The 18,759-nt window shown below is 63.6% G+C and carries 15 protein-coding genes; 14 read left to right on the top strand and 1 reads right to left on the bottom strand.

Going from position 1 to position 18,759, the window contains the following annotated elements; genetic code table 11:
• Positions 1–30: 30 nt before the first annotated feature.
• The 3 genes from AB4074_RS19895 to AB4074_RS19885 all read left to right on the top strand — a co-directional run bounded on the left by AB4074_RS19895 (position 31) and on the right by AB4074_RS19885 (position 4,158).
• Positions 31–2,523, top strand: a complete 2,493-nt coding sequence (locus tag AB4074_RS19895) for a GcvT family protein (RefSeq protein ID WP_441414933.1) — start codon at positions 31–33, stop codon at positions 2,521–2,523.
• Positions 2,524–2,659: 136 nt separating this feature from the next.
• Positions 2,660–3,286, top strand: a complete 627-nt coding sequence (locus AB4074_RS19890) for a cyclodeaminase/cyclohydrolase family protein (RefSeq protein WP_441414932.1) — start codon at positions 2,660–2,662, stop codon at positions 3,284–3,286.
• Positions 3,283–4,158 (top strand): bifunctional 5,10-methylenetetrahydrofolate dehydrogenase/5,10-methenyltetrahydrofolate cyclohydrolase, encoded by an 876-nt coding sequence (locus AB4074_RS19885; RefSeq protein ID WP_441414931.1) that lies wholly within the window; start codon positions 3,283–3,285, stop codon positions 4,156–4,158. Before AB4074_RS19890 ends, AB4074_RS19885 begins: the two co-directional genes overlap by 4 nt.
• Before the next feature lie 66 nt (positions 4,159–4,224).
• Here AB4074_RS19885 and AB4074_RS19880 read toward each other — a convergent pair whose 3' ends face one another.
• Positions 4,225–4,890 carry a GntR family transcriptional regulator gene (locus AB4074_RS19880; RefSeq protein WP_441414964.1) on the bottom strand — a complete coding sequence of 222 codons (666 nt, stop codon included), beginning with the start codon at positions 4,888–4,890 and terminating at the stop codon, positions 4,225–4,227.
• A gap of 189 nt (positions 4,891–5,079) precedes the next feature.
• Between AB4074_RS19880 and AB4074_RS19875 the strand changes: the two genes are divergently transcribed.
• From AB4074_RS19875 to AB4074_RS19825, 11 genes are all read left to right on the top strand, one after another.
• Complete coding sequence (locus AB4074_RS19875) at positions 5,080–7,419, top strand: FdhF/YdeP family oxidoreductase (protein ID WP_441414930.1); 2,340 nt, start codon at positions 5,080–5,082, stop codon at positions 7,417–7,419.
• Complete coding sequence (gene folE, locus AB4074_RS19870) at positions 7,412–8,014, top strand: GTP cyclohydrolase I FolE (protein WP_441414929.1); 603 nt, start codon at positions 7,412–7,414, stop codon at positions 8,012–8,014. Before AB4074_RS19875 ends, folE begins: the two co-directional genes overlap by 8 nt.
• Positions 8,015–8,286: 272 nt before the next feature.
• A complete protein-coding gene (fdhA, locus tag AB4074_RS19865) occupies positions 8,287–9,504 on the top strand; it encodes a formaldehyde dehydrogenase, glutathione-independent (protein ID WP_441414928.1) in 1,218 nt (405 codons plus the stop codon).
• Positions 9,505–9,641: 137 nt separating this feature from the next.
• On the top strand, positions 9,642–10,958 hold the full coding sequence (locus tag AB4074_RS19860) for a molybdopterin molybdotransferase MoeA (RefSeq protein ID WP_441414927.1): 1,317 nt from the start codon (positions 9,642–9,644) through the stop codon (positions 10,956–10,958).
• Positions 10,959–11,024: 66 nt separating this feature from the next.
• Positions 11,025–11,828 carry an IclR family transcriptional regulator gene (locus AB4074_RS19855; RefSeq protein ID WP_441414926.1) on the top strand — a complete coding sequence of 268 codons (804 nt, stop codon included), beginning with the start codon at positions 11,025–11,027 and terminating at the stop codon, positions 11,826–11,828.
• A 192-nt stretch (positions 11,829–12,020) separates the two neighbouring features.
• The gene (locus AB4074_RS19850; RefSeq protein WP_441414925.1) at positions 12,021–13,121 is read left to right on the top strand and encodes a quaternary amine ABC transporter ATP-binding protein; all 1,101 of its coding nucleotides are present in this window, start codon (positions 12,021–12,023) and stop codon (positions 13,119–13,121) included.
• Positions 13,118–15,205, top strand: coding sequence for an ABC transporter permease (locus tag AB4074_RS19845; protein WP_441414924.1), 2,088 nt, complete (start codon positions 13,118–13,120; stop codon positions 15,203–15,205). The genes AB4074_RS19850 and AB4074_RS19845 overlap by 4 nt, the downstream gene beginning before the upstream one ends.
• A gap of 11 nt (positions 15,206–15,216) precedes the next feature.
• Positions 15,217–16,197 carry an ABC transporter substrate-binding protein gene (locus AB4074_RS19840; RefSeq protein ID WP_441414923.1) on the top strand — a complete coding sequence of 327 codons (981 nt, stop codon included), beginning with the start codon at positions 15,217–15,219 and terminating at the stop codon, positions 16,195–16,197.
• Positions 16,198–16,527: 330 nt separating this feature from the next.
• Positions 16,528–18,030, top strand: a complete 1,503-nt coding sequence (locus AB4074_RS19835; protein ID WP_441414922.1) for an MFS transporter — start codon at positions 16,528–16,530, stop codon at positions 18,028–18,030.
• 63 nt (positions 18,031–18,093) lie between these two features.
• The gene (locus AB4074_RS19830) at positions 18,094–18,342 is read left to right on the top strand and encodes a hypothetical protein (RefSeq protein ID WP_441414921.1); all 249 of its coding nucleotides are present in this window, start codon (positions 18,094–18,096) and stop codon (positions 18,340–18,342) included.
• A 6-nt stretch (positions 18,343–18,348) separates the two neighbouring features.
• Positions 18,349–18,759, top strand: a 411-nt coding sequence (locus tag AB4074_RS19825; RefSeq protein ID WP_441414920.1) for a radical SAM protein, incomplete at its 3' end; no start/stop codon positions are given.

Here is an 18,759-nt window from a genome sequence, read left to right as displayed (position 1 = left end):
CCACACACGAGAAAAAGCAGGAGAAACCACATGGCATCGACGCCACGCATAGTCATCATCGGAGCTGGGATCGTCGGCACCAACCTGGCCGATGAACTGGTCGCCCGCGGCTGGAACAACATCACCGTCCTGGACCAGGGACCGTTGAACATGCCCGGGGGCTCCACGTCCCACGCCCCGGGGCTGGTCTTCCAGACCAACGCCTCCAAGACCATGGCAACATTCGCCAAATACACGGTCGAAAAACTCCTGTCCCTGACCGAGGACGGCGTCAGCTGCTTCAACCAGGTGGGCGGCCTGGAAGTCGCCACCACCGAGACCCGCCTCGCCGACCTCAAACGCAAGCTCGGCTACGCTGCATCCTGGGGAATCGAAGGCAAGATCCTTTCCCGCGAAGAGTGCAAGGAACTCTACCCGCTCATCAATGAGGAAGACATCCTGGGAGGTCTCCACGTCCCCAGCGACGGGCTGGCCCTCGCCGCCCGCGCAGTCCAATTGCTCATCAAGCGCACAGAGGCAGCCGGGGTGGAGTACCGTGGCTCCACGACTGTGACCGGGATCGAGCAGTCCGGCCGCCGCGTCACCGGAGTCCGCACCTCCGAGGGCGTCATCCCTGCGGACATCGTGGTCTCTTGCGCCGGCTTCTGGGGTGCCAAGATCGGCGAAATGATCGGTATGTCCGTTCCCCTCCTGCCCTTGGCGCACCAATACGTCAAGACAACTCCGGTGCCGGCACAGGAGGGCCGCAACGAACTACCCAACGGCGCTTCCCTGCCGATCCTGCGCCACCAGGACCAGGACCTCTACTACCGCGAGCACGGCGACCGCTACGGCATCGGCTCCTACGCCCACCGCCCCATGCCGGTGGACGTCGAGGAACTCGGCAGCTACGCACCGGACAGCATCAGTGAACACAACATGCCTTCCCGCCTGGACTTCACCCTGAAGGACTTCCTCCCGGCCTGGGAGGCGACCAAGCAATTGCTTCCGGCCCTGGCGGAAAGCGACATCGAAGACGGCTTCAACGGCATCTTCTCCTTCACCCCCGACGGCGGCCCTCTGGTGGGCGAATCCAAGGAGCTCGATGGCTTCTTCGTCGCGGAAGCCGTGTGGGTCACCCACTCGGCCGGCGTTGCCCGCGCCGTCGCGGAACTGCTGACCACGGGCAAGTCCCAGATCGACCTGGGCGAATGCGACATCCACCGCTTCGAGGAAGTCCAGCTCGCCCCCGAATACGTCAGCGAAACGTCCCAGCAGAATTTCGTGGAAATCTACGACGTCCTGCACCCGCTCCAGCCCAAGCTCTCCCCCCGCAACCTCCGCGTCAGCCCTTTCCATGCCCGCCACAAGCAGCTGGGAGGGTACTTCCTGGAGGCCGGCGGCTGGGAACGCCCCTACTGGTTCGAAGCCAACGCCGAACTGCTGAAGGAAATGCCAGCTGAATGGCAGCCCCCGGCCCGTGATGCCTGGTCCGGGATGTTCAGCTCGCCCATCGCCGCAGCCGAAGCATGGAAGACGCGCACCGCGGTGGCAATGTACGACATGACTCCGCTCAAGCGCCTCGAGGTTTCCGGCCCCGGAGCACTGAAACTGCTCCAGGATCTGACCACCGCGGACCTGGATAAGAAGCCAGGCGCAGTGACCTACACGCTCCTGCTGGACCACGCCGGCGGCATTCGAAGCGACATCACGGTGGCCCGCCTCAGCGAAGACAGGTTCCAGCTCGGGGCCAACGGAAACATCGACACCGCCTACTTTGACCGGGCCGCGCGCCACCAGACCGAAAGCGGCTCCGCGAGCGACTGGGTCCAGGTGCGTGACACGACGGGCGGCACCTGCTGCATTGGTCTCTGGGGCCCCCTCGCCCGGGACCTCATCAGCACGGTCAGCAGCGACGATTTCTCCAACGACGGCCTGCGCTACTTCCGGGCCAAGAATGTCGTCATCGGCGGAGTCAACGTCACCGCCATGCGCCTGTCCTACGTCGGGGAGCTCGGCTGGGAGCTTTACACCAGCGCGGATAACGGCCAGCGCCTTTGGGACGCGCTGTGGAAAGCGGGGCAGCCCTTCGGTGTCATCGCGGCCGGCCGGGCCGCTTTCAGCTCGCTTCGGCTTGAAAAGGGCTACCGCTCCTGGGGCACCGACATGACCACAGAGCACGACCCCCTCGCAGCAGGCCTCGGATTCGCTGTGAAGATGGCCAAGGACAACTTCGTCGGAAAAGCCGCTTTGGAAGGCCGCACCGAGGAAAACTCCGCCCGCCGCTTGCGCTGCCTGACCGTCGACGACGGACGCAGCATCGTCCTGGGCAAGGAACCGGTCTTCTACAAGGACCAGGCAGTCGGCTACGTGACCAGCGCCGCCTACGGCTACACCGTTGCCAAGCCGATCGCCTATGCGTACCTCCCGGCGGGCGTCTCCCTCGGTGACTCCGTCGAGATCGAGTACTTCGGACGGCGCATCCAGGCCACGGTCACGGCCGATCCGCTGTACGACCCGACGATGACCAGGCTCCGCGGCTAGCACCGCGGGCCATCCAAAGGCATGCGGCCCGGACTCATCCTCGCAACCAGAGTCCGGGCCGCTGTCTTTCCCCTCGACTCTTCTACCGCCCCAGCTCTCCAAGCCCAGCCTCGGAAGACACAGCCCAGGAAGACCCATGATCAGTTCAGAAACAATCAACAATTACCTCACCAGGCTTGCTTCACGTGAGCCCACCCCCGGCGGGGGCGCAGCCGCTGCGCTTCACGCCGCCCAAGGTGCCGCTCTCGTTGCGATGGTCGCCAGGTACACCACGGGCGCCAAATACGAGCAACACGCCGCACTGGTCTCAAGGATCATCGCGGCCGCCGACGAACTTGTGGACGAAGCCCTGCGACTTGCGGACGCCGACGAACACGCATTCCAGGGAGTCATCGACTCCTACAAGCTCCCCACCGGGACCGAGGCCCTCAACGGAGCGCGGTCGGCGGCCATCCAGGATGCCCTCATTCACGCTGCACAGACCCCGGCACAGCTGATCAAGGTCTCAGGAGCCGTCGTCGATCTGGCCACGGAACTGTTCGACGCCGCGAACTCCAACGTGATCAGCGACGTCGCAGCCGCCGCGGACGCCGCCCGCGCGGCCGCCACCACGGCGCGGGTCAACATCGACATCAACATTGTGGCCATCAATGACGGCGATACCCGTGCGCGGCTTGCCGCGCAGACCGACGGGATCGAAGAAAGGGTTGTCCTCGCGGCGGACTTGCTCGCGAAGCGCGTGCGCGAAAGGATCCTCGGTTGAGCGCCACCCTGCTTTCCGGAAAGCCGCTGGCCGAACTCATCCAAAAGAGAGCCCGGGATGAGGCACGGAACCTCGAAAACGAGGGAGTGCGCCCGGTCCTCGCGGTGGTCGTGGCAACCGAGGACGAGTCCACGCATTGGTACGTCCGCTCCATTGAACGTGCGGCCGAACGCGCGGGAATCGGCTGCCGGGTCCTCGATCTCGGCCATGACGCTACGGAGCAGGTCCTGGCCAGTGTCCTGAAACACCTCAGCGCGGAACCCTCCGTCAACGGAATCATCCTGCAGACGCCCCTCCCCTCCGGGGTCAGGACCGATACCCTGGTCAGCCACATCGCACCGGAGAAGGACATCGACGGCGCGAACCCGCTCAGCCTCGGCCGGCTGGCCGTGGGGCAACCCGCCTTCGCGCCTGCTACCGCGCGGGCCGTCGTCGAGATCCTCGACCACCACGACGTCCCGGTGGCGGGCCGGAACGTCGTCGTCGTCGGCCGTTCCGCCGTCGTGGGCAAACCGCTTTCACTGCTCCTGCTGGAACGCGACGCCGCCATCACCGTCTGCCATTCAAAGTCGGGTCCGCTCGAGAGGTATACACAGACTGCCGACATCATCGTCGTCGCGGCCGGGCGGACCGGCCTGCTAACCGGCGCCCATGTTTCCTCCCGGTCGGTAGTGATCGACGTCGGCACGAACGTCCTTCCCGACGGGTCCCTCGTGGGGGACGTTGACGAAGCCAGCGTGCTTGGCGTCGCCGCAGCACTGACGCCCGTTCCCGGTGGCGTCGGGACGGTCACTACATCCCTGCTGCTCCTGCACACCGCCGAGGCCGCCCGGGAACAGTCGCGCTCTTTGATCCCTGGAACTGTCGGCTGACATAAGGGCAAAACCATGCCCGGCTCCGAGGGCGACGGTGCCGGGCATGCGGGACGTTCAATTTTGCTAAAGGACCGCCCGGATCAGGTTCTCGAAGTCGGTCACGTGCCTGGCGGTCAGCCCTGCTGCCGCTTCGGCCTCGCCGTCCGCAATGCGTTCAAGCAGCTCCACGTGCTGGGCAATGTGCTCGGAAACCGGCGGGAGCTTCTCCAGCACAAGACTCCAGATACGGGTCGCCAGATTATCGCAACGTACCAGGACATCCTCCAGGTGCCGGCTGCCGGTCGCCCGGTAGATGCTTCGGTGTACTCTCATGTCCAGGCGCATGAGGTCCCGCTGTCCCAGGTCGCCAGCCAAAAGCTGCCGAACTTCCCGTGCAAGCTCCCTTAGCTCCTGCCGCGTCCGGTCCGAAGCCATTCGGGCGGCACGTGCCGATGCCGCGGGCTCCAAAAGCTGACGAATCTCGGAGATTTCGGCAAGGTCCGTAATATCCACGCCCGCGGCAAACGTTCCCCTGCGCGGATAGGCCACCACCAGGTGGTCGCTCTCCAGTCTCTTCATGGCTTCCCGGATAGGCGTTCTTCCGACACCAAGCCGACGGGAGATCTGATCATCATTCAAGGGCTCGCCAGGCTTGATATCAAGAACGATGAGCTCATCACACAGCACCCGGTACGCATACTCGGCATAGGACTCGTCAGCCTGCCTCGCAGGCAGCTCCGACTCCCCCATGATCGATAACTTGCCGCTGCTCTCCACGTCTGATCCTTCCCGTTCGGTGACGGCGCCTTGACTGACCGGCCCCGTGAACATATTATCCCTACAACTGATATATCAATACGCCAGGGATAGGAATGTCACGAACTTCCTTCTCCTCACCGCCAGACCTCTCTATCCGGCCAAGATCTGAAGGAAAAGCCCATGGCCTCAAAAGCGCCGCGTGAAAATATCGACGAGTCAAAGCTGACTGTCACCAAACCCAAGTCGAAAGCCGTGGGCCTCCCCGCCGTCACCAACGCGCTGAAAATCTCCCTCGAGCAGATGGGCCCCTTGCGCAGCGTCCAAACTTTGCTGGCGGTCAACCAGGTAGACGGGTTCGACTGCATGGGCTGCGCCTGGCCGGAACACGACAAACGCCATACGGCCGAGTTCTGCGAGAACGGCGCCAAGGCCGTCGCGGAAGAAGCCACACGCCGCCGCGTTAGGCCGGAGTTTTTCGCATCGCATTCCATCGCTGAGCTGAAGACGAGGGACGACTACTGGCTGGGACAGCAGGGGCGGCTGACGCATCCGATGCTCCTGGACGACGGCGCAACGCACTACAGGCCCGTCGATTGGGATGATGCCTTGGAGCTGATCGCACAGGAGATCAGGGACATGGACAACCCGGACCAGGCGGTGTTTTACACGTCCGGCCGGACGTCAAACGAGGCGGCCTTCGCCTACCAGCTCCTCGTGCGCGGCGTGGGGACCAATAATCTTCCGGACTGTTCCAACATGTGCCACGAGTCCTCTGGTTCGGCCCTCGTCGAAACCATCGGCATCGGTAAGGGCTCCGTGAGCCTCAAGGACGTCGAAACAGCGTCGCTGATCTTCGTTGCGGGCCAAAACCCAGGCACGAACCACCCGCGCATGCTCAGCTCACTGGAGAAGGCCAAGAAGAACGGTGCTCTCATCGTGTCCGTGAATCCGCTGCCCGAAGCCGGGCTGCTCAGATTCGAAAACCCGCAGAACGTCGTTGGCATGGTGGTTGGCACCGAACTGACCGACGACTTCCTGCAGATCAGGGCCGGGGGCGATCAGGCGCTCTTCCAGGGACTGGGTAAATACCTGCTGGAGGCCGAAGATGCGGGAAGGACCAGCCCAGGCCTGCCCACCGTGCTCGACCATGACTTCATCAACAAACACACCGTCGGCCTCGATGCCTACGTGAAGCAACTGGAAGATGTGGCGTGGGAGGACATCCTCGAAGCGACCGGGCTAACGATGGACCAGATCAAGGCTACCGGTGAGCGTCTCCTGGCTTCGAAAGCAACCATTGTCTGCTGGGCCATGGGCCTAACACAGCACAAGCATTCCGTGCCCACGCTCCGCGACGTCGTCAATGTCCTCCTTCTTCAGGGCAACATCGGCAAGCCCGGGGCCGGAGTCTGCCCCGTCCGCGGACACTCCAATGTCCAAGGCGACCGCACCATGGGCATTTTCGAGCAAATGCCGGAGAAGTTCCACGACAGGCTGGACCAGGAGTTCCAGTTCCAATCCCCCCGGGCCCATGGCTACGATACCGTCGCGGCCATCCGGGCGATGCGGGACGGCAAGGTCCGGGTTTTCGTCGGGATGGGCGGCAACTTTGTGCGGGCGGCCCCGGACTCTGAAACCACGGAGCAATCCCTGGCCAACACTCGCCTTACGGTCCAGATCTCCACAAAATTGAACCATTCCCACCTGGCAACGGGGCGGCGAGCCCTGATCCTTCCCACGCTCGGACGCACCGAGAAGGACACGCAGCGTACAGGTGACCAAAGGGTAACCGTGGAGGATTCCATGAGTGCCGTCCATGCGTCCCGTGGACGGCTCAAGCCTGCAAGCGAGCACTTGATGTCCGAAGTGGCGATCGTCTGCAACCTGGCCCACCGGCTCTTCACGGACCGCGACGGCCACCTCCTGCCCAACACACCCAAGGCCGCCTGGCTCGCACTCAGGGACGACTATTCCCTGATCAGGAAACACATCGAAGCGGTACTCGACGGCTTCGAAAATTTTGAGGAGAAGATCCAGAACCCGGGAGGCTTCATTCTCCCCCACCGGCCCCGGGATGCCAGGGAATTCGACACCGCTTCCGGCAAGGCCCACTTTACGGCGAACGACTTGGAGTACCTCCGCGTCCCGGAGGGCCGCCTCATCCTCCAGACGCTGCGCTCCCACGACCAGTACAACACCACCATCTACGGCAAGGACGACCGCTACCGTGGCATTCACGGCGGTCGCCGAGTGGTCCTCGTGAACGAATCCGATGTGGCCGAACTGGGTTTCGAGAACGGCGACATGGTTCACCTTGTATCCGAATTCCGGGGCACCGAGCGACGGGCCGAGAATTTCCGCATCGTTTCCTATTCGACGCCAAAGGGCTGCGCCGCCGCCTACTACCCGGAGACCAACGTCCTCGTGCCGCTCGACTCGGTGGCCGACGTCAGCGGAACCCCGACGTCAAAGTCAGTCATTGTCCGCCTCGAGCCGGCAGGCGCAGGCAGCCATGAGTGATAGCCGGACCGCGGTTGCGGTGTCCTCCCCAGGGGTTGACCGTCCGCGGGTGGAACGGGCCGTCCGGGAATTCCTCCTTGCCGTTGGCGAAGACCCGGACAGGCCCGGCCTGGTTGAGACCCCCGCACGCGTCGCCCGCGCTGCCGCAGAAATGTACGGCGGCCTCCACGAAGACCCCCTCTCCGTGCTGGACAAGACGTTTGACCTCGGCCATGAAGAACTCGTCATCGTCAAGGACATACCCTTCTATTCGACCTGCGAGCATCATCTGGTCCCGTTCCACGGCGTAGCCCACGTCGGATACATCCCCTCCCCGGATGGATTCGTCACGGGCCTGAGCAAACTCGCCCGGCTGGTGGACATCTTCGCTCGAAGGGCCCAAGTTCAGGAGCGGCTCACGACGCAGGTCGTTGATGCCCTGGTCACTTCGCTTCGACCCCTAGGTGCGATCGTCGTCGTCGAGTGTGAACATCTGTGCATGTCCATGCGCGGGGTTAGAAAACCAGGGGCAAAGACCATCACCTCCGCGGTGCGGGGCAAGCTCCGACTGCCGGCCGCCCGCGCAGAAGCACTCAGCCTGATACTCGGCCGCTGAAAAACCTCTGGACATGACGCGTTCGGCTGACGTAACATATTTCTGATATATCTTTAATCTAAGATCGACATATCAGTTGTGGTTGTCTCTCTCATCCCCTGAACCGGGCGTGAGAAGTCGCGTTGCCCGTAAGCGGTGCTTCGGTGGCCTGAATGCCTGGGGAGGTAAGCGCCGGAGCACCGCTTACGGGCAACGGGCAACCGTTGGCAACTGTTTCAGCGAACGTCCAACCACTGAATCAAAACACCATGAAATGGCCCTTAGGAGTGTCCATGTCAGGAAACAGAGCAGTCGCATACAAGGAACCTGGCGTAGTCGAGATCATTGACACCGACTACCCGACTTTCGAGCTCAAGGACGGCCCCGGCGTCAACCCCGCCAATGTCGGCCGGAAGGTGCCCCACGGAGCCATCCTGCGCACCGTGACCACAAACATCTGCGGCTCCGACCAGCACATGGTGCGCGGCCGCACCACCGCACCGCGGGACCTGGTCCTCGGTCATGAGATCACCGGCGAAGTGGTGGAAGTTGGCCCGGATGTGGAATTCATCAAGGTCGGCGACATCGTATCGGTGCCTTTCAACATCTCCTGTGGCCGCTGCCGGAACTGTAAGGAACGCAAGACCGGCATCTGCCTGAACGTCAACCCGGACCGGCCAGGCAGCGCCTACGGCTACGTCGACATGGGCGGATGGGTCGGAGGGCAGGCCGAATATGTCCTGGTGCCGTATGCGGACTGGAACTTGCTGAAGTTCCCGGACCGGGACCAGGCCTTGGAGAAGATCATGGACTTGACCATGCTCTCGGACATTTTCCCCACCGGCTTCCACGGCGCAGTCACGGCCGGGGTCGGTGTCGGCTCTACCGTCTATATTGCTGGTGCGGGTCCGGTCGGCCTGGCGGCGGCCGCCGGCGCGCAACTGCTCGGCGCAGCCGTCGTCATTGTCGGTGACGTCAACGAAAACCGCCTCGTCCAGGCCAGGTCATTCGGTTGCGAAACCGTCAATGTCTCCAAGGGTGATCCCAAGGACCAAATCGAGCAGATCCTCGGCGTGCCCGAAGTGGACTGCGGCGTGGACGCCGTCGGATTCGAAGCCCGCGGACACGGCAAGGACGCCTCGCACGAAGCGCCGGCCACCGTGCTGAATTCCCTCATGGACATCACCGCGGCCGGCGGCGCCTTGGGCATCCCCGGCCTGTACGTCACCGGCGACCCGGGCGGAATCGACGAGGCAGCCCAGCACGGTTCCCTTTCACTGTCCTTGGGCACCGGATGGGCCAAATCACTGTCCTTCACCACCGGCCAGTGCCCCGTGATGAAGTACAACCGGCAACTGATGATGGCGATCCTGCATGACAAGGTCCAGATCGCGAAAGCCGTCAACGCCAGGGCCATCGCGTTGGAGGACGCTGCCCGCGGGTATGCCGAGTTCGATGCGGGAGCCGCCACGAAGTACGTGCTGAACCCGAACGGTTACGTCAAGGCCTAGCCGCCACGACTAAGAGCCGGACCTAATCTGGCTCGCTCGCTCCGGGGAGGGGCGGCGATAAGGCCCAAGAATGTGCCTTATCGCCGTTCCCGGGGAGCAGCATCTCATTCGGAAAGCCTTCAGATAAGGGGCAAGGCTTGCATGCTCACGATTTAACCGATCGCGGCGGTCAACGGCGTCGGCCTTCGGGTCCACTGGCCGCTCGAAAGTCCGCGACGAGCTGGTCTGAGGCCCGCCAATTGGCATTCGATTGTGCCGCCCCCATCCCGGCGCTGCCTGTGCCCCTGGCGGGAACCATCGGACGTACGCTTGCCCAAGCCGTCACAACGAGTCAAGACCTACCGCACTACGCATCCTCGGCCATGGACGGCTGGGCCGTTAGCGACAGCGGACCCTGGACCTTGGTGAAACCGGGTCAACCGCTGGCACCGCACCATGCCAGCCCCATAGCCACCGGCGGACTGGTGCCTGTCGGTACCGAAGCCGTATTACGCCGCGAAAGTGGCCGGACAAGCGATGACATAGCGGGCGTGCCCACGCTGACCCTCGGCTCCGAAGCAAGGCCCGGCGAACCGCGAAGCGGCCAGCATATCCGCCATGCAGGCGAGGAAGCCTGTGCAGGCGAAGTGCTCATCCCCGCAGGCACCGTGCTCAATCCCGCCCATATCGCCCTTGCCGCGATCGCCGGCCACGACGAGCTACACGTCTTTGGCAAGCCACGAGTCGCGATCCTTTTGACGGGCTCGGAAGTGGTCACCTCCGGGCTGCCCGCCCCGGGACAGGTCAGGGATGTATTCGGCCCGCAGCTGGGCACGGTGCTTGCAATGCTGGGAGGCGCCCCGGTGGGACAGCGAAGAATCGGGGACTCATATCAGGAGTGGCTCGCCGCCCTCAGCGATACGGGCACCCGCCCGGCGGAGCGGCCCGACGTCGTCATCACCACAGGCGGGACCGGCCGCTCCGGAACGGACCACTTCCGCAACGCCATAGCCGCGCTAGGCGGGAGGCTGCTGCTGGACGGCATCGCCATGCGTCCCGGACATCCCGCGGTACTGGCCGAACTGCCGGACGGGCGCTTCGTCGTCGGACTGCCTGGAAACCCGCTGGCCGCCATGATGGCGCTGATTACCATTGGTGCGCCCCTGATCGCGGCATTAGGACACTGTCCGCTTTCGAACCTCAGCCGGGTAACGTCCGGTACCGCGTTTGGCGCTGATCCGGGCCGCACCCGCCTTTTGCCCTTCCGCTTTGACAACGGGCTGGCATCCCCTGCCCATCACACTGGCCCGGGAATGATGAGGGGCCTCGCCTGGGCCGATGGTGTCCTGGCTGTGCCTCCTCACGGCGCCCAGCCAGGGGACCCGGTTCCCGCGCTGCCGCTCCCTTGGACCCAAACCCTGACCGCCGGATCGGCGGGAAGCCACCTGTTCAATGCCCCTGTGGTTCCGGTCTAGGATTTAGAGAAACAAGAGGGAGGTTTCAGCCTCTTGTTTCGCCGCAGAAAGACGTAGGTATGGCTCATGGCCACAATTGACTTTGACTCCGAAAAAGGCGGAAACGGGCAGCCCGGTGGTGTGCAGTCTGTTGACCGTGCCCTCCAGATCCTCGAAATCCTTTCCCGTGACGGACACGCGGGCGTGAGCGAAATCGCCGAGGAAATCGGCATCCACAAATCCTCGGTCTCTCGACTGCTCGGCTCGCTGGTGAGCCGGGAGATGGTCCACCAGAACAGCGACCGGGGGAAGTACCAGCTGGGCTTCGGCATCCTGCGACTTGCCAGTTCGATTCCCGGCCGGCTCAGCTTGGTCCGCGAGGCCCGGCCCGTGCTGGAGAGTCTTGCGGAGGAGTTCAAGGAGACTGTGAACCTCGCTGTCCTGCGCTCGAACTATGCCGTTAACGTGGATCAGGCCATGGGACCGTCGTCGTTGGCCACCTATGACTGGGTGGGCGGCTTGACGCCGCTGCACGCCACCTCAAGCGGGAAGGTTTTGTTGGCCGCACTGTCCGCCGACGAACGGGACCGCATCCTGACGGAAGCGGGGTTTTATGCCAGGACTCCCCGCACTATCACCAATCGGGAAGACCTCGAGAAGCAGCTGATCGATGTGGCCCACGATGGATATGCGGAGACACGCGAGGAACTCGAGATCGGACTGAACGCGATTGCGGTTCCGGTCTACAACCACTTGGGAACCGTCATCGGAGCCGTCAGCATCTCCGGACCCGCGTTCCGGTTTGACCCGCAGAAGATCCCCGGACTTATTGACGCCCTGCGTCAGGCCGGAATCCGGATCAGCGTGCAAATGGGCTACACACACCGATGACCCCGGGCACTGGGGCACGGGGTCATCGGTAAATGGCTGGCGGGGAGATCTACCTCCAGCAATCCGACGAGACCCCCAACCTCCCTCCCGGTATCACCGTGAACGGCCACGACTAGCAGCCACGCGTGACAGCCAAGCACTGCAGATGCATCATCAATACAGGGGTAGTGATAGCGGAAAGAGCAGAACAGCATGAGCATGCACACCGCGACAGAAGAGACCCCCAGCTCCAACGCGACTGAGTCCGCGCTCAAGGTCGATGGACTATGGAAGATCTTCGGCCAGAAGTCTGACGAGATCATCGGCACCCCGGCCGAGCACCTCTCGCGCAAGGAGCTCCAAAGCAAGACCGGATGCGTCGCAGCCGTCAAAAACGTCTCGTTCGAGGTGGCCCCGGGGGAGGTCTTCGTGGTCATGGGACTCTCCGGCTCCGGCAAGTCGACGCTCGTACGCCTGCTCACCCGACTGATCGAGCCGACAGCGGGAAGCGTCACGATCGGCGGCGAGGACGTTATCCGCGCGAGCAAGGCCCGCCTCCGGGCTATGCGCCGGAACCACATGGCGATGGTATTCCAGCAGTTCGGCCTGCTCCCGCACCGCAGGGTGATCGACAACGTCGCCTACGGCCTCGAAGTCCGCGGGGAGGGCAAGTCCCAGCGCCGCGCCCGGGCCCAGGACATGGTCGACCTCGTCGGCCTGACCGGGTACGAGAATTCGTTCCCTGACCAGCTCTCTGGCGGCATGCAGCAGCGCGTCGGCCTTGCCCGGGCACTCGCCGTGGACCCGCAGGTCCTGCTCTTCGACGAGCCGTTTTCCGCCCTTGACCCGCTCATCCGCCGCGACATGCAGAACGAAGTCCGCCGCCTGCACGAGGAGGTGGGGAAGAAGACGATGGTCTTCATCACCCACGACCTCCAGGAGGCCCTCAAGCTCGGTGACCGCATCCTCATCATGCGCGACGGAGAGGTCGTCCAGATCGGAACCCCCGCCGACGTCGTAGCCAACCCCGCTGACGACTACGTGCGCGACTTCGTCTCGGATGTCCCCCGATCACACGTGCTCACGCTGCGCTATGTGGTGCGGCCCCCGCGCGACGGCGAGGCCCTCGACGGGCCGGTGATGCAGGCCGACCGCGTCGTGCGCGAAGCCGCCCGGCAGGTCCTCCACTCGGAGCTCCCTGTAAGGGTTTTCGACGGCGAGGAGTTCCTCGGCATCGTCGACGACGAGGATATCCTCCGCGTCGTCGTCGCCGAAGAGCCGTCCCCGGCTTCCCACCAAGGCGGCGCCAGGTGAGCATCGCCACAGAGCGGGCCAACCGTCGACGACGGTCTGGGGGCGCGCGTCCCGACTCACCTGGAGGACGAACCCCTCCCACCCCGTCCGGAGGCCCTGCCGTCCTGGGATTCTGCCGACGCCATTGGCGCCCGGTCTCGCTCGTGGGCATTGGTGTCGTCTTGCTCATACTCTGGGCCACGCTCAAGGGCCTGGACACCCTCGAGTTGGGCGGCGCAGACAAGACGGACTTCCAACTCTGGCTGAACAGCGTCCGCGACGCCTTTGACAGCGCCCGCACCAACTCCTTCGTGTTCCAGCACATCGTCCAGCCGATCACGGACGGAGTCAACGGGCTCGTCACCTCTCTCCAAGGCATCTTCAGCCAGGCCTCGGACGGACGCCCGGTGCCGGAGATCGGCTGGCTCGGCGTCGTCGCGCTCCTCGCCTGGCTGGCCCTGGCGTTCGCCGGCGTGCGCTCGATGCTCCTCGTCGGCGTGTGCGTGCTGCTCTTCGGCTTCCTTGGCTACTGGGCACAAAGCATCGACACGCTCATCGTCACGTTCTTCGCGGTCGGCATCTGTACAGTCGCGGGCCTCCCGCTAGGCATTGTCATGGCCCGAAGCCGCCGAGTCTCGGCCGCGGTCTCACCCTTGCTTGACCTCATGCAGACCCTGCCGTCGTTCGCCTACCTGGCCCCGCTCGCACTGGTCTTCGGCATCGGCCCGGCCGCCGCGATTGTCACGACCATCATCTACTCGCTCCCACCGCTCGTGCGCATCGCCGAGCACGGCATCCGAGGGGTCTCACCGGCCACCCTCGAGGCCGTCACGTCCATGGGCAGCACGCCCTGGCAGGCCCTCATGAAGGTGCAGCTTCCCATGGCCCGGCGCACTATCGTGGTCGGCATCAACCAGTGCACGATGGCGGCGCTCTCGATGGCCACCATAGCCGCGCTCATCAACGGCCCGGGCCTGGGCACTCCGGTGCTCCAGGCGCTCCAGTCGCTCGACGTCGGCTCGGCGTTTGTCTCTGGCCTTGACATCGTGCTCATGGCGATCATGCTCGACCGCACCACGACGAGAGCCTCCGAACGCTCAGGCATCGAAGCCCGCATGCAGCGCGGGTCCGGAGTGGGTCAGACCGGCACATTCGGGGGCCAGCAGATGCGTCGGACCATTATCATCGCAGGCGCTGTCGTCGCCGCTGTGGCCATCTATCTCTCGCACATCTATCTTGCACTCTCGAAGTTCCCGGCTTCGCCCGACCTCGGCACCCCACTAGCGAAGGCCGTCCCTGCCGCCACTGACTGGACGGTCGGCACGTTCTCAGGCTTCACGGAATGGCTCAGGAACACCGTCACCGCGCTTCTCGTCGACCCACTCCAGTCGGTGCTCGCACAGTCGCCGTGGTGGGCCATGGCGCTCGCGCTGCTCGGAATCGCGTTCGTGCTCGCCGGCCGGCGGGCCGCCATAGTCACGATCGTGTGCGAAGCCGTGATCCTCGGAAGCGGGCTGTGGAATGAGAGCATGAAGACGCTCGCGACCACGCTCGTAGCCGCGTTCGTTGTGGTCCTCGTCGCTGTCTTCCTGGGCGTCTGGATGGGTCGGAGCAAGCCCGCCGACTCGGTTATCCGACCCGTGCTCGACGCCTTCCAGACCATCCCGTCCTTCGTATACCTCGTACCGGCCCTCGCCCTCTTCGGTCCCACACGATTCACGGCGATCGTCGCCGCGTTCGCCTACGGCGTGCCCATCGCGACGAAACTAGTTGCCGACGGGATCCGAGGTGTCTCGCCGGTTGCCGTGGAGGCCGCGGAATCGCTCGGAACAGCGTCGTGGCAGATGATCGCGAAGGTCCAGCTCCCCATGGCCCGCGCGGCAGTAGTCCTCGCCGCCAACCAGGGCTTGCTCTACGTCCTGTCCATGGTCGTCGTCGGCGGACTCGTCGGCGGCGGAGGACTCGGCTATCTCGTAGTCGCCGGATTCTCCCAGAGCCAGCTCTTCGGAAAGGGGCTTGCCGCCGGCATCGCCATCACCGCGCTCGGAGTCATGCTCGACCGCATCACCCAACACGCCACCGCCCGCTTCGGCAGCACCCGATAGAGGAAAGAGCCGTGAAAAAATCACTGACGGAACTTGGCCTAAAGACCAGGAAGAGAGCGTCTGCCCCAATTGTCCTCACCGCGGTCCTCGCGCTCACGGCCTGCTCCGGCGATATCCCTAGCGCAACCCCGCCAAGCGGAAAGAGTGCATGCGGCGCATTCAACGTCGCCGTAAACCCTTGGGTCGGCTACGAGGCGGACGCCTACGTCGTAGGGACCGTTGCCAAGGAAAAGCTTGGCTGCACCGTAAATTACAAGACCCTCAAGGAAGAGGTGTCATGGCAGGGCTTCGGCAGCGGCGAGGTGGACACGGTCCTTGAGAACTGGGGCCACCCCGAGCTCGCGGAGAAGTACATCAAACAGCAAAAGACTGCGGTCGACGCCGGGCCGACCGGCAACACCGGCGTGATCGGCTGGTACGTGCCGCCATGGATGGCCAAGCAGTACCCGGACATCACGGACTCCAAGAACCTCAACAAGTATGCTGACTTGTTCAAGACCTCCGAGTCCGGAGGGCAGGGCCAACTCCTCGACGGCGACCCCTCCTTTGTCACCAATGACGCAGCCCTCGTAAAGAACCTTCACCTCAACTTCAAGGTTGTCTACGCGGGGAGCGAACCAGCGCTCATCCAGGCCTTCCGGCAAGCCGAGCAGAACAAGACCCCGCTGATCGGCTACTTTTACGAGCCCCAGTGGTTCATGGCGGAGGTCCCGCTCGTCAAAGTCAACCTCCCGGCCTACACGCCCGGCTGCGACGCCGACGCGGCCAAGGTCGCCTGCGACTACCCCAAGTACGACCTCAACAAGATCGTATCCACCAAGTTCGCCAACTCCGGTAGCCCCGCGTATTCGCTCGTCAAGAAATTCACGTGGGCGAACCAGGACCAGAACACGGTTGCCGGGTACATCGCCAAGGACAACATGAGCCCGGATGCCGCCGCCCAGAAGTGGATCGACGCGAACTCGGACAAGGTCGCCGCCTGGGTCAAGTAGATGCGTAGTTCCCAAGGAGCATAGGCCGCAGCGAAGGTCTATATGCAACAAGAATCACGATAAGCAACACTTTTGCGCAATGTCCTTGACAATCACTGTGATCTAACGCACTCTGTTGCTTATGGCGAATTCTGTTGTTCCATGCGGAACGATCAAGAATTGGCGCCTACAGGTATTTGCGAGTCCCTTCCTAAAGGAAGGAGAGGTGCTTCATGCCCAAGGCCTCCGAGGGAAGCACTACGCCTATCCGCCGACGAACCGAACCTGTCACAAGGTGCCGGCCGACGGCCACATATGAGCCAATTGCAACATTGAGCAAAAGGAACCATTATGACCCAGAAACCGAAGCTCCTCAGACACAGGCGGCTAGAGGTGTCCGACGTCAACGTCGTCAACCAGCCGATGCTCAAGAAGGCACTCGGCGGCACGATCGTCGGCAACACCATGGAATGGTACGACGTCGGCGTGTTCGGCTACCTGATAACCACCATGGGCCCCGTTTTCCTCCCGGAAGCTGACAGGTCCGTCCAAACCCTATTCCTGCTCGGCACCTTCGCCGCAACATTCATCGCCCGCCCGCTGGGCGGTGTCATCTTCGGTTGGCTCGGCGACAAGATTGGCCGCCAGAAGGTGCTGGCGGCGACACTCCTGCTGATGGCGGCAAGTACCTTCGCCGTCGGGCTCCTTCCCGGATACGCTCAGATCGGCGTGTGGGCCGCCGCCCTGTTGGTGATCCTGAAACTCGTCCAGGGCTTTTCCACCGGCGGCGAGTACGCAGGCGCCACTACCTTCGTCTGCGAATATGCCCCCGACAAGCGGCGCGGCTTCTTCGCGAGCTTCCTGGACATGGGCTCGTATCTCGGCTTCGCGTTGGGAGCTGCGATCGTGTCCGTGCTGCAACTGTCTCTGGGCCAAGCGGCCATGGAGGAATGGGGCTGGAGGCTGCCCTTCCTGATCGCCGGGCCGCTCGGTGCGATCGCCGTCTACTTCCGGAACAAGATCGAGGAATCCCCCCAGTTCCAGGCAACCCTCGACGCCCAGCAAGCACATTCTGCAGATGCTGCAGCAGCCGACAAAGCCGTGGCCAAGGGACCCCTGCCAATCATCAAGGCTTACTGGCGCCAAATTATCCTCGCCATGATCCTCGCGGCCGCCGCCAACACTGTAGGTTATGTCTTGACGTCCTACATGCCGACGTACCTGACCGAATCCAAAGGCTACGACCCCATCCACGGCACGCTGCTAACCATCCCCGTGATGGTGATAATGGCAGCCTGCATCCCGCTGACCGGGAAACTGTCCGACCGCATCGGCCGTCGCCCCGTCCTCTGGATCGGTGCCGGAAGCACCATCGTGTTCGCTGTCCCGGCATTCCTGCTGATCGGCGTCGGCAATGTCTGGTCCACGCTCGCTGGCCTTGCCCTTGTCGCCTTCCCCGTGACGTTCTATGTCGCCAACCTCGCCTCGGCGCTTCCCGCGCAGTTCCCGACGTCGGGCCGCTATAGCAGCATGGGCATTGCCTACAACTTCTCCATGGCGCTCTTCGGCGGCACAACGCCATTCATCGTCCAAGGCCTGATCGAGGCTACGCACAATGACATGGCCCCGGCCTACTACCTCATGGGCACTTCCATCATCGGTGCGATCGGCATCTACTTCCTGCGCGAATCCGCCCGGCGGCCGCTGCCCGGCTCCATGCCGAGCGTTGATACTGAGGACGAGGCCCGTGAGCTGGTGGCTAACCAGGACAACAACCCACTGATCAACCTGGATGGAATGCCGTTCCTGGAGGATCTGGCATTCGAAAATACGGCCAGACCTTCACTGCGATGATTCTCGAGGACTGAACTAATGCCCCGGAGCGCGCCAAACGACCCCCCAAAGAAGGAATCCTCAATGAATCAATCCCTGCCGAAGGAAAACGTGCTTCGCATCTCAGGCGCCGGCACCGATCCGATAATCGTCAACTTCGAAGGTTCCGAATCCGTCACGGTCCGGCTACAAATCGACGCCAAGTGCAACTGCCAAGACGAAGGTGGCGCCGCCAGCCGGCCGGGTTCGTACGTCTACAGTGATCCGCGGGGCCGAACGAAGCCAAGCAACGTTATCGATGCTCCATCGTGGCCTGGAAACATGGGTGTTTAGCTGAACATGCCCCAGCCGCGGAGCGGAAACGATCACGCGGGGTCGCCGATGCTGAGACGCCCTGCCGGAACTCCGGCGGGCCTGTTCGACCGTTATGGACGCCGGGCCACCGACATGCGCTTGTCCCTGACCGACAAGTGCAATCTCCGATGCACGTACTGCATGCTGGCCGAGGGCCTTGAATGGTTGTCCAAACAGGCCGTCATGACCGCTTCCGAGATTGTCCGGTTGGTGCGGATCGGCGTCGAACAGCTCGGGGTCCGCGAACTGCGCCTCACAGGAGGCGAGCCCCTGGTCCGTGCCGACCTGGTGGACATCATCTCGGCCCTCCGCGAGGCGCACCCCGAGCTGCCGATCTCCATGACCACCAACGGCGTCGGATTGGACAAGAAAGCGGCGGCGCTCAAGGACGCCGGG

It is taken from the genome of Arthrobacter sp. 2MCAF14, assembly GCF_052115645.1.
Classification (GTDB): Bacteria; Actinomycetota; Actinomycetes; order Actinomycetales; family Micrococcaceae; genus Arthrobacter.
This window is presented reverse-complemented; position numbering and strand designations above follow the sequence as displayed.